At 45.9% G+C, this 11,645-nt stretch carries 9 protein-coding genes; 8 read left to right on the top strand and 1 reads right to left on the bottom strand.

Translation table 11 applies throughout. From position 1 onward, the window contains the following. Positions 1-99: 99 nt before the first annotated feature. Complete coding sequence (gene gltA, locus CWE08_RS11155; RefSeq protein ID WP_126768288.1) at positions 100-1,380, bottom strand: citrate synthase; 1,281 nt, start codon at positions 1,378-1,380, stop codon at positions 100-102. A 296-nt stretch (positions 1,381-1,676) separates the two neighbouring features. Here gltA and sdhC point away from each other — a divergent pair, with 296 nt between their 5' ends. The 8 genes from sdhC (at position 1,677) to sucD (ending at position 11,641) form a co-directional block, all read left to right on the top strand. Continuing rightward, complete coding sequence (gene sdhC / locus CWE08_RS11150; protein WP_126768286.1) at positions 1,677-2,051, top strand: succinate dehydrogenase, cytochrome b556 subunit; 375 nt, start codon at positions 1,677-1,679, stop codon at positions 2,049-2,051. Further along, positions 2,045-2,392, top strand: a complete 348-nt coding sequence (sdhD, locus tag CWE08_RS11145; RefSeq protein WP_126768284.1) for a succinate dehydrogenase, hydrophobic membrane anchor protein — start codon at positions 2,045-2,047, stop codon at positions 2,390-2,392. Before sdhC ends, sdhD begins: the two co-directional genes overlap by 7 nt. A 9-nt stretch (positions 2,393-2,401) precedes the next feature. After that, complete coding sequence (gene sdhA / locus CWE08_RS11140) at positions 2,402-4,162, top strand: succinate dehydrogenase flavoprotein subunit (RefSeq protein ID WP_126768283.1); 1,761 nt, start codon at positions 2,402-2,404, stop codon at positions 4,160-4,162. A gap of 12 nt (positions 4,163-4,174) precedes the next feature. Next, positions 4,175-4,891: a succinate dehydrogenase iron-sulfur subunit gene (locus CWE08_RS11135; protein ID WP_126768281.1), complete on the top strand. Its 717-nt coding sequence runs from the start codon at positions 4,175-4,177 to the stop codon at positions 4,889-4,891. A gap of 146 nt (positions 4,892-5,037) precedes the next feature. Then, entirely contained in the window at positions 5,038-7,842 is a 2,805-nt protein-coding gene (locus CWE08_RS11130; protein ID WP_126768279.1) for a 2-oxoglutarate dehydrogenase E1 component, read from the top strand. Positions 7,843-7,858: 16 nt separating this feature from the next. Beyond that, positions 7,859-9,469, top strand: coding sequence for a 2-oxoglutarate dehydrogenase complex dihydrolipoyllysine-residue succinyltransferase (gene odhB, locus CWE08_RS11125; RefSeq protein ID WP_126768278.1), 1,611 nt, complete (start codon positions 7,859-7,861; stop codon positions 9,467-9,469). Positions 9,470-9,599: 130 nt separating this feature from the next. After that, complete coding sequence (gene sucC, locus CWE08_RS11120; RefSeq protein WP_126768276.1) at positions 9,600-10,769, top strand: ADP-forming succinate--CoA ligase subunit beta; 1,170 nt, start codon at positions 9,600-9,602, stop codon at positions 10,767-10,769. After that, complete coding sequence (gene sucD / locus CWE08_RS11115; protein ID WP_126768274.1) at positions 10,769-11,641, top strand: succinate--CoA ligase subunit alpha; 873 nt, start codon at positions 10,769-10,771, stop codon at positions 11,639-11,641. The genes sucC and sucD overlap by 1 nt, the downstream gene beginning before the upstream one ends. The last annotated feature ends 4 nt before the right edge of the window (positions 11,642-11,645 follow it).

Here is an 11,645-nt window from a genome sequence, read left to right as displayed (position 1 = left end):
CGGCAAGCTTCAGGATACCTAGAGGGATTTATTAATTAAAAAACATAAAAAACCGCGTAACGAGAATATCGCTACGCGGTTTTTTAAGGTGCAATGAAGTTATTTCTTAATAGCAGAAAATTCACGCTGTGCTTCGCCAGTATATAGCTGACGAGGACGCCCAATCTTCTGGCTCGTTTCACTTAGCATTTCGTGCCAATGTGAAATCCAGCCTACCGTGCGCGACAACGCGAAAATTACGGTGAACATATTGGTTGGAATGCCAATCGCTTTCAAAATGATACCCGAGTAGAAATCTACGTTCGGATATAGTTTTTTCTCTACGAAGTATGGGTCTTCCAGAGCGATACGCTCTAGTTCCATCGCCACATCAAGCAACGGATCGTTAATGTTTAAATCGCTCAATACTTCATGGCAAGTATCACGCATAACTTTCGCACGTGGATCGAAGTTTTTGTATACGCGGTGGCCAAAGCCCATTAAACGGAATGGGTCGTTTTTGTCTTTCGCTTTCGCAATGAATTCTGGGATGCGATCAACCGTGCCGATTTGCGCTAACATCTTCAAACACGCTTCATTTGCGCCGCCGTGAGCTGGGCCCCACAAAGATGCCACACCAGCCGCGATACACGCATAAGGGTTGGCACCAGACGAACCGGCTAAACGTACAGTAGAGGTAGACGCGTTTTGTTCATGGTCCGCATGCAGAGTGAAGATACGGTCCATTGCTTTGGCTACAACCGGATTGATTTCGTAATCTTCAGCCGGCACCGAGAACATCATATTCAAAAAGTTTTCTGAATAGCTCAATGTATTTTTCGGATATACAAAAGGCTGCCCTACATTGTGCTTGTAACACATGGCTGCAATTGTTGGGATTTTCGCAATCAAACGATAGGCACTGCGAACCCGTTGTTCAGAATCAGCAATGTTCAAATCATCATGGTAAAACGAAGATAATGCGCCCGTTACCGCGCAGAGCATCGCCATTGGATGAGCATCGCGGCGGAAACCACCGAAGAACTCATGAATACCCTGATGCACCATAGTATGGTTAGTAATAGTGTCTTTAAACTCTGCATATTCTTCAGAAGTAGGCGCTTCGCCGTGAATGAGCATGTAGCACACTTCTAAATAATCTGCTTCAGTAGCTAGTTGATCAATCGGATAACCGCGGTGCAATAAAACACCATTTTCACCATCGATATAGGTGATTTTCGATTCACAAGAGCCAGTAGCGAGAAAGCCAGGGTCGAAAGTGAAGTAGCCGTGCTTGCCTAAGGTCCGTACATCTATTACATCGTGACCGGCGGTTCCTGAAAGAACCGGCAGCTCGATACTGTTGCCATCGATTTGAATAGTGGCTTTACGCTCAGCCATGGAAATCTCCTTTTATTCGGTGCAAGAGGTCTGAAAAAAGTGCGCTAGTTTTACTTGATCCAAGGGTAGTTTGTCAATTTTACGTAAGGATTAGCATAATGGATGAGGAATAATACGAACTTACTACTTTAGTCTAAATGTTGTTCCATTAGTTCGATTGCAAGCCATATTTTTACAGGGTTTCAACATTTCACCTGAACCAGATTTAACCGCAGCGAGTAATTGTAATTGTGTGCCACGATAGATATACTTGAGGGCACTGATTTCAACAGAGTTTTCAGATAAGGCAAACAGTTGTGAAAAAACAAAGACCTGTTAACCTGGAGCTGAGCACGATCAGCTTCCCACCCGCAGCGATATCCTCCATTTTGCACCGTGTATCTGGTGTAATTATGTTGGTGTTAGTCGGCCTATTGGTTTGGCTACTCGCAAAATCGTTAACCTCTCCAGAAGGATTTGCCGAAGCGCAGGCAGTATTTGCGCATCCAATCGTGCGCTTCCTTGTTTGGGGCTTCTTAGCCGCACTTGGCTATCACTTACTAGCTGGTATTCGCCATATCTTCATGGATTTAGGGTTCGGTGAAGAAAAAGAATCTGGTAGAAACTCAGCAGTATTAGTGATCGCTGGTGGAGTTGTACTCGCAATCTTGGCAGGAGTTTGGTTATGGTAAAAATAGCATCCACCTTTGGCCGCAGTGGCACGCACGATTTCGTTTTAGTTCGTGCGTCGGCACTAGTAATGTTGGCCTATACAATCTTTTTAGTGGCTTGGCTCGTAAGCAACCCTGGAGTGGGTTATTCCGAGTGGGTAACATTATTCAGCCACCTTGGCATGAAAATCTTCACATTACTTACGCTTACTGGTCTGCTGATTCACGGCTGGATTGGTATTTGGCAAGTTCTCACTGATTATGTGAAGCACTCTCTTCTACGCGGTATCATTCAGCTTATTTTTGTGATTGCTCTACTAGCGTACTGGTTCACTGGTTTGTTCGTATTGTGGGGTGTTTAAGTGAGCAACATGAAAGAACTTCAATTTGATGCAGTAGTTATCGGCGCTGGTGGCGCGGGTATGCGCGCTGCATTGCAGATTTCAGAAAATGGCATGAGCTGCGCGCTCATGTCGAAAGTATTCCCAACGCGCTCGCACACAGTATCTGCGCAGGGCGGTATTACCGTAGCTTTGGGTAACGCACACGAAGATGATTGGCAGTGGCACATGTTCGATACGGTAAAAGGTTCTGATTACATCGGTGATCAAGATGCTATCGAATACATGTGTAAAACTGGTCCAGAAGCTATTTTAGAACTTGAGAACATGGGCTTACCATTTTCTCGTTTTGAAGATGGCCGGGTTTACCAGCGCCCATTCGGTGGCCAATCGAAAAATTTTGGTGGCGAGCAGGCGGCACGTACTGCGGCCGCAGCTGACCGTACCGGCCACGCGTTGTTACATTTGCTGTACCAACAAAACGTTAAAAACAAAACAACCGTTCTCTCTGAATGGTACGCCCTAGATTTGGTTAAAAACCAAGATGGCGCGGTTACCGGGGTAACGGCTCTGGATATCGAAAGTGGCGAAGTATTCCATATCAAAGCGAAGGCTGTGATTTTAGCGACCGGTGGTGCGGGCCGTATTTATGCCTCTACCACGAACGCACACATCAATACTGGTGATGGTGTTGGTATGGCGTTGCGTGCAGGCGTTCCTTTACAGGATATGGAAATGTGGCAATTTCACCCAACCGGCATCGCAGGTGCAGGTTCTTTGGTAACAGAAGGTTGCCGAGGGGAGGGTGGCTATCTATTGAATAAAGATGGCGAGCGTTTCATGGAGCGTTATGCGCCGAATGCGAAAGATTTGGCCGGCCGTGATGTTGTGGCGCGCGCCATGATGACAGAAATTCGCGAAGGCCGTGGTTGTGATGGTCCTTGGGGCCCACACATTAAACTGAAACTCGATCATTTGGGCCGTGAAACTTTGGAATCACGCCTGCCAGGTGTTTGTGATTTGGCGAAAACCTTTGCTCACGTCGATCCAGCAGAAGAGCCAATTCCAGTAATCCCAACGTGTCACTACATGATGGGTGGTATTCCTACCGACGTGAATGGCCAATGTTTGCAGGTAGATGAAACCGGTAAAACATCGCCAATTCAAGGTTTGTTTGCCTGTGGTGAAATCGCGTGCGTATCCGTGCACGGTGCAAACCGCCTAGGTGGTAACTCACTTCTTGATCTAGTGGTATTTGGCCGTGCAACGGGCTTACACTTAGCCGACGCCTTAGCCGCTAACACAGAAGCACGTGATGCTTCAGCTTCTGATGTAGATGCTGCCATGACACGCGTTAATCGCTGGAACAACACGCAGAAGGGTGAAGACCCGTTCAAAATCCGCAAAGATTTGCAAAACTGCATGCAAATGAACTTCTCGGTATTCCGTGAAGGCGATGCAATGAAAGATGGTTTGCAGGAACTTCGTGAGATTCGCGAGCGTTTAGATCATGCACGTTTAGATGATACGAGTATGGATTTCAATACTACGCGTATTGAATGCTTAGAGCTTGATAATCTTATGGAAACGGCATATTCGACGGCCGTATCAGCAAGTTATCGGGAAGAAAGCCGTGGAGCTCACAGCCGTGCCGATTTCCCAGAGCGTGATGATAAGAAATGGTTGGTACACACAGTGTATCGCCCTGAATCACAATCTATGGTGAATCGCGAAGTTAATATGGCGCCTAAGCTGCGCGAGGCGTTCCCGCCGAAAGCGCGCACTTACTAAAAGGTTCAAACGATGAAAAAAATTACATTTTCGATCTATCGTTACAACCCTGAAGTGGATAAAAAGCCACATATGAAGGATTACACGTTAGAGCTGAAGGACGACCAAGATATGATGGTGCTTGAAGCACTCATCAAGATTAAGGAAGAAATCGACCCAAGCCTATCGTTCCGCCGTTCATGCCGCGAGGGTGTTTGTGGTTCTGATGGTTTTAACATCAATGGCAGAAATGGCTTAGCATGTATTACGAGTTTATCGTCGTTAAAAGCGAATAAAATCGTAGTGCGCCCGCTACCTGGTTTGCCGGTTATTCGTGATTTGATTGTAGACATGACACAGTTCTACAAGCAATACGAAAAAGTGAAGCCATACCTAATCAACGACGATAAAACGCCACCGGCGCGCGAGCGTTTGCAAAGCCCAGAAGAGCGCGAAAAGTTGGATGGTTTGTACGAGTGTATTTTGTGCGCATGTTGTTCAACCTCGTGCCCGTCTTTCTGGTGGAATCCTGATAAGTTTGTGGGCCCAGCGGGCTTACTGCATGCTTATCGCTTCCTTGCAGATAGCCGTGATACTGCAACTGAAGAGCGTTTAGATGATCTAGACGATGCGTTTAGCGTGTTCCGTTGCCATGGCATCATGAACTGCGTTAACGTTTGCCCGAAGGGTTTAAACCCTACCAAGGCTATTGGGCACATTAAATCAATGCTACTGAGCCGCGCGGTTTAGCGAAACCGCAGGTTTTCTGATATAGTAGTGGTGAGTTGTTAAGATAGCCATCCCGCTACGGATGGCTATTTTTTTAAAAAAGAAACCTTTTTTATCAACGCGTATCTGCTGTTTTTTCGCAGTTCAAACCAGTGAAAGGAAAAGCAATGCAAGAAGGCGCAATGCAAGCCTGGATTGAGTCCTCGCAGTTTTCTGGAGGAAACGCAGCTTATATAGAAGAACTATTTGAGCTGTATTTAGATGACGCCGAAGCTATACCTTCGGAATGGCGCGAGCTATTCGATAGTTTACCCCGTGAAGGTTTAGCAACCGACGTTAAACATAGTGAAATACGCGAGCAATTTCGCGAAGCAGCGAAACAAAAGCTGAAGCAAGCTGGTTCAAGTGCGGCTAATTCGGAAATAGCCGAAAAGCAAGTACGCGTATTGCAACTTATTAATGCCTATCGCTTTCGCGGGCATCAGCATGCCCAGCTCGATCCTCTCGGGTTATGGAAGCAAGCAACTGTGCAAGATCTCGACCCACAGTTTCATAGCCTAACCAAAGAAGACATGGACACAGAGTTCAATGTTGGCTCTTTGGTTATCGGTAAAGATACCGCGAAGTTAAAAGATATTCATCAAGCGTTAGAAGCTATTTATTGCGGCCCTATCGGTGCCGAATACATGCACATTGTAGATACCGAAGAAAAACGGTGGATACAACAACGTTTGGAATCGCAACTTGGTAAACCTAAGTTCTCAGATGAAGAGCGCAAGAAAGCGTTAAAAGAGCTGGTAGCAGCGGATGGCCTTGAGAAGTATCTTGGTTCGAAGTTTCCGGGCGCGAAACGCTTTTCGTTAGAAGGTGGTGATGCACTTGTACCGCTGATGAAATCTCTTATTCGCCGTGCAGGAAAACAAGGCGCGAAAGAAGTTGTTATCGGCATGGCTCACCGTGGCCGCTTGAACCTTCTAATTAATGTAATGGGTAAACACCCGAATCAATTGTTCGATGAATTCGCGGGTAAAAACACAACCGATAAAGCCGGTGATGTGAAATATCATATGGGCTTTTCATCCGATTTTGAAACGGAAGGCGGTAATGTTCACCTTGCACTTGCTTTTAACCCATCACATCTAGAAATTGTAAACCCTGTAGTTATCGGCTCGGTGCGTGCGCGCATGGACCGCCGCGGGTGCAAAGATGGAAGCCAAGCGTTACCTATCACGATTCACGGCGATGCAGCTATTGCCGGTCAGGGCGTTGTGCAAGAAACCTTCAACCTCTCGAAAACACGTGCTTACCAAGTAGGTGGTAGCATCCGCATTGTAGTAAACAACCAAGTTGGTTTTACTACTTCTAAGCGAGAAGATGCACGCTCTACGCAATATTGTACGGATATTGCAAAAATGGTTCAGGCGCCCATCTTCCACGTGAATGCCGATGACCCAGAAGCGGTAATGTTTGTATCGCAGCTGGCTATTGATTATCGCAACACCTTCAAGCGTGATGTAGTGATCGATTTGGTATGTTATCGCCGCCATGGCCATAACGAAGCAGATGAGCCAAATGCAACGCAGCCGCTGATGTACCAGAAGATTAAAAAGCACCCAGTGCCGCGTGAAATTTATGCCAAGCGATTATTGAATGAAAAAGTAATCACAGAAGATGATGTTAAGCAGTTAGTTTCTGATTACCGCGATGCCTTAGATAAGGGTGATTGCGTTGTTGATGAATGGCAGCCGATGAAAGCTCATTCGGTTGATTGGAGCCCGTTTATTGGTAATGAGTGGGATGTTGATTATGATTCCAGCATTTCCAAAGATGAACTGCAAACACTTGGCGAAAAAGTAAGCCACGTGCCAGAAGATTTTAAATTGAATGCGCGTGTTGGCAAAGTTTATGAAGAACGCGCCAAAATGGCAAAAGGTGATCGCAAACTCGATTGGGGTATGGCAGAAACACTGGCGTACGCTTCATTAGTTAAAGCGGGCCACCGGATTCGCATGACAGGCCAAGATTGCGGTCGGGGAACATTCTTCCATCGCCATTCGGTATTGCATAATCAAAAAGATGCGGCCACATTCTTACCGCTTACAGCCATTGATAAAGATCAAGCGCCGATAGAAATTTACGATTCGGTATTATCGGAAGAAGCGGTTATGGCGTTTGAATATGGTTACGCAACGGCTGAACCGAACACCATGGTGATTTGGGAAGCGCAGTTTGGTGATTTTGCCAACGGTGCGCAAGTTGTAATTGATCAGTTCCTAAGCTCCGGTGAGCAGAAGTGGGGCCGCTTATGTGGTTTAACTTTATTGTTGCCTCATGGTTATGAAGGTCAGGGCCCAGAGCATAGTTCGGCTCGTTTAGAACGGTTCTTACAGCTATCGGCAGATCATAACTGGTCAGTTTGTGTTCCCACAACGCCGGCGCAAGTATTCAATATGATTCGTCGTCAACAACTTCGTCCGGTACGTCGGCCGTTGATTGTGATGACACCGAAATCGTTATTACGCCATCCTGATGCGGTTTCAAGCCTGGATGAGTTGGCGATTGGTAAGTATCAAAATGTTATCGGTGAAATCGATGACCTTGATTCGAAAAAAGTAAAACGCGTCGTGTTCTGTAGTGGTAAAGTTTACTACGATTTATTATCAGCTCGCCGTGATAGCGAGAAAACTGATGTTGCTATTATTCGAGTGGAACAACTTTATCCGTTCCCGCATGAAGAAATGGCAGAAGTTCTGAAAGATTACCAACATGTAAAAGACTTTGTTTGGTGTCAGGAAGAGCCGCAGAACCAAGGCGCCTGGTATTGCAGCCAGCATCATTTCCGGGAAGCGATTCCTGATGGTGCCAAACTGCAATATGCCGGAAGGGCTGCTTCTTCATCACCTGCGGTAGGTTACGCAGCGGTGCATAAAGAACAGCAAGAAAAACTCGTTAACGAAGCGTTAAGTATTTAACAGGTGAGATGAAATCATGGCGATTGAAATCAAAGTACCAGAATTACCGGAATCCGTAGCGGATGGCACTATCGCAACTTGGCACGTTAAGGAAGGCGATAAAGTAAGCCGTGACCAAAACCTGGTAGATATCGAAACCGATAAAGTTGTACTCGAAGTTGTTGCAGAGGCCGACGGCGTGATCGGTAAGATTTCTGCGGAAGAGGGCGCAACGGTTAAAACTCAAGAAGTGATTGGCAGCATTGAAGAAGGTGATGCTGCTGAGAGTTCTGATTCTGACGACAAGAAAGAATCAAAGAAAGAAGAAAAATCAGATGCTGCTGATGAATCGGCGGACGAAGATACCACCGAAGAAGCGGATAACGATTCAGAAGAAGAATCAGAAGACGATTCAAGCGAAGCTTCTGGTGAAGAAATTGAAGTGAAAGTGCCTGAGTTACCGGAATCGGTATCGGAAGCAACAATTGCGGCTTGGCATGTAAAAGCAGGCGATAGTGTAAGCCGCGATCAGAACTTGGTTGATATCGAAACTGACAAAGTTGTTTTGGAAGTGGTTGCGGAAGCTGATGGCGTGCTTGGTGAGATCATTCATGATGAAGGCGCAAACGTAGGCGCTCATGATGTGATTGGTAAGATCGTGAAAGGCGGCGCTGCCAAATCAAAAGATAATGCAAAAGGTAAATCAGAGAGCAAGTCAGAAAGCAAAGACGAAAGCGGCTCTGATAAAGATGCCGATGCGGTAAGCCCTTCTGTGCGTCGTTTGTTGGCTGAAAATGATTTAAGTGCTAGTGATGTAAAAGGCACTGGTAAAGATGGCCGAATCACTAAAGAAGATGTTGAAAAGCATGTGAAATCAGCGGGTGAGAAGAAATCGGAAAGCAAAACAGAAAGTAAATCTGAAAGCAAACCAGCTGCTGTTAGTGGTGATCGCACACAAAAACGTGTGGCCATGACACGTTTGCGCAAAACTATTGCGAAGCGTTTGCTAGAAGCGAAAAACTCAACAGCCATGCTAACCACGTTTAACGAAGTGAACATGAAGCCAATCATGGATCTACGGAAAACGTACCAGAAAGAATTTGAAGAACGCCATGGCATTCGCCTAGGCTTCATGTCTTTCTACGTGAAAGCTGTTGTTGAAGCATTAAAACGCTTCCCAGAAGTGAACGCATCAATTGATGGTGATGAAATTGTTTATCACAATTACTTCGATGTTAGCATTGCGGTATCAACGCCACGTGGCCTAGTTACACCAGTGTTACGTGATTGCGATAAGCTAAGCTTGGCTGAGATTGAAGCAGGTATTAAAGAATTGGCGTTGAAAGGCCGTGATGGCAAGTTAACCATGGATGAAATGCAAGGTGGTAACTTCACGATCACGAACGGCGGTGTATTTGGCTCACTGCTCTCAACACCAATTTTGAATCCGCCACAAAGCGCGATTTTGGGGATGCACAAAATCCAAGATCGGCCAATGGCGATTGATGGCAAGGTTGAAATTCTACCAATGATGTATTTGGCGATGTCTTATGATCACCGAATTATTGATGGTAAAGAATCGGTAGGCTTCTTAGTTACCGTGAAAAACCTGCTCGAAGATCCTCAGCGTTTATTGCTGGATATCTAAAAGCAATCGGCGGTAGCCATTTTCGGCTACCGCTGTCATTTTGAGTGCGGAAACTGTATAATCTCGCGCGAAAATTCGGGTAAGCAGCCTCGGCTGCTTTCGTTTTGAATGAACAAACGGAATAAGCATAATGAATTTGCATGAGTATCAAGCAAAACAGCTTTTCAGAGAGTTTGGATTACCAGTATCTGAAGGATACGCGGTAGACACTGCTGATGAAGCCGTAGAAGCAGCCAAGAAAATTGGCGGCGACAAATGGGTAGTTAAATGTCAGGTTCACGCTGGTGGACGTGGTAAAGCTGGTGGTGTAAAACTGGTTTCTTCCCTAGATGAAGTACGCGCATTCGCAGATAACTGGGTTGGTAAGAACCTAGTTACTTATCAAACTGATGCAAACGGCCAACCGGTTGCAAAAATTTTGGTTGAAAGCCTCACCGATATCGATAAAGAACTTTATCTCGGTGCGGTAGTAGACCGTGCAACACGTAAGATCGTTTTCATGGCCTCTACTGAAGGCGGCGTGGAAATTGAGAAAGTTGCAGAAGAAACCCCGGAAAAAATCTTAAAAGCGATCATCGACCCAACTGTTGGTGCACAGCCTTACCAAGGCCGTGATTTAGCATTCCAATTGGGCTTAAACCCAGATCAAGTGAAGCAGTTCACGAAAATCTTTTTAGGTTTAGCTAAAATGTTCGAACAGTACGATTTCGCGCTGTTAGAAATCAACCCATTGGTAATTACTGATGAAGGCAACCTACATTGCTTAGATGGCAAAATTAACATCGATAGCAATGCGATTTACCGTCAGCCTAAAATCAAAGAAATGCACGATCCTTCGCAAGAAGATTCACGTGAAGCGCATGCTGCCAAATTTGAACTTAACTACGTAGCACTTGATGGCAACATCGGCTGTATGGTTAACGGTGCTGGCTTAGCGATGGGCACAATGGATATCGTTAAGCTTAGCGGTGGCGAGCCAGCGAACTTCCTAGATGTTGGTGGCGGTGCTACCAAAGAGCGCGTTTCTGAAGCATTCAAAATCATCTTATCGGATAAGAGCGTTAAAGCCGTATTCGTGAACATCTTCGGTGGCATCGTTCGTTGCGATATGATCGCTGAAGGTATCATTGGTGCTGTTGAAGAAGTTGGCGTTAAAGTGCCAGTTGTTGTGCGCCTTGAAGGTAACAACGCTGAACTTGGTACAGAGAAGCTAGCGGAAAGCGGTTTGAACATTGAAGCTGCTACCAGCTTATCTGACGCAGCTCAGAAAGTTGTAGCTGCTGCGGCTGGAGGTCAATAATGAGCATCCTGATTAATAAAGACACCAAAGTAATCTGTCAGGGTTTCACTGGCGGCCAAGGCACCTTCCATTCTGAGCAAGCTATTGCTTATGGAACGCAAATGGTTGGCGGCGTAACCCCAGGTAAGGGCGGCCAAACGCACTTAGGTTTACCTGTATTCAATACCGTGAAAGAAGCAGTGGCAGAAACTGGTGCAACGGCATCCGTTATCTACGTACCTGCACCTTTCTGTAAGGATTCAATCATCGAAGCTGCTGATGCCGGCATCGAACTGATTGTATGTATTACTGAAGGTATCCCTACGCTGGATATGCTTTATGTGAAAGAGTACCTAACGCACAAGGGCGTTCGCATGATCGGCCCTAACTGCCCAGGTGTTATCACACCAGGTGAATGTAAAATTGGTATTATGCCAGGCCACATTCACAAGCCAGGTAAAGTAGGTATCGTTTCTCGTTCTGGTACCCTTACTTACGAAGCAGTTAAGCAAACCACAGATGAAGGCTTCGGCCAATCAAGCTGTGTTGGTATTGGTGGCGATCCAATTCCAGGTTCTAACTTTATCGATATCCTTGAGATGTTCGAAAAAGATCCAGCAACCGAAGCTATCGTAATGATCGGTGAAATCGGTGGCACTGCAGAAGAAGAAGCAGCTGAGTACATTAAAGCGAATGTAACTAAGCCTGTGGTTTCTTACATTGCTGGTGTTACTGCGCCTCCAGGTAAGCGTATGGGCCATGCTGGTGCGATTATCTCTGGTGGTAAAGGTACTGCTGATGAGAAATTTGCAGCGCTTGAAGCTGCTGGTGTAAAAACTGTACGTAGCCTTGCCGATATCGGTAAAGCATTACGTGAGAAAACAGGTTGGTAATCAG

Origin of the sequence: Aliidiomarina iranensis, from assembly GCF_003987135.1 — a bacterium.
GTDB lineage: Bacteria > Pseudomonadota > Gammaproteobacteria > Enterobacterales > Alteromonadaceae > Aliidiomarina > Aliidiomarina iranensis.
The sequence above is the reverse complement of the archived record's forward strand: the minus strand, read 5'-3'. Positions and strand labels throughout refer to the sequence as shown.

What these genes read in the sequence shown, in the direction of transcription:
- CWE08_RS11135 (WP_126768281.1), top strand. Translation starts at nt 4,175, where the DNA reads ATGAAAAAAATTACATTTTCGATCTATCGTTACAACCCTGAAGTGGAT.
- sucC (WP_126768276.1), top strand. Translation starts at nt 9,600, where the DNA reads ATGAATTTGCATGAGTATCAAGCAAAACAGCTTTTCAGAGAGTTTGGA.
- sucD (WP_126768274.1), top strand. Translation starts at nt 10,769, where the DNA reads ATGAGCATCCTGATTAATAAAGACACCAAAGTAATCTGTCAGGGTTTC.
- sdhA (WP_126768283.1), top strand. Translation starts at nt 2,402, where the DNA reads ATGAAAGAACTTCAATTTGATGCAGTAGTTATCGGCGCTGGTGGCGCG.
- sdhD (WP_126768284.1), top strand. Translation starts at nt 2,045, where the DNA reads ATGGTAAAAATAGCATCCACCTTTGGCCGCAGTGGCACGCACGATTTC.
- odhB (WP_126768278.1), top strand. Translation starts at nt 7,859, where the DNA reads ATGGCGATTGAAATCAAAGTACCAGAATTACCGGAATCCGTAGCGGAT.
- CWE08_RS11130 (WP_126768279.1), top strand. Translation starts at nt 5,038, where the DNA reads ATGCAAGAAGGCGCAATGCAAGCCTGGATTGAGTCCTCGCAGTTTTCT.
- gltA (WP_126768288.1), bottom strand. Translation starts at nt 1,380, where the DNA reads ATGGCTGAGCGTAAAGCCACTATTCAAATCGATGGCAACAGTATCGAG.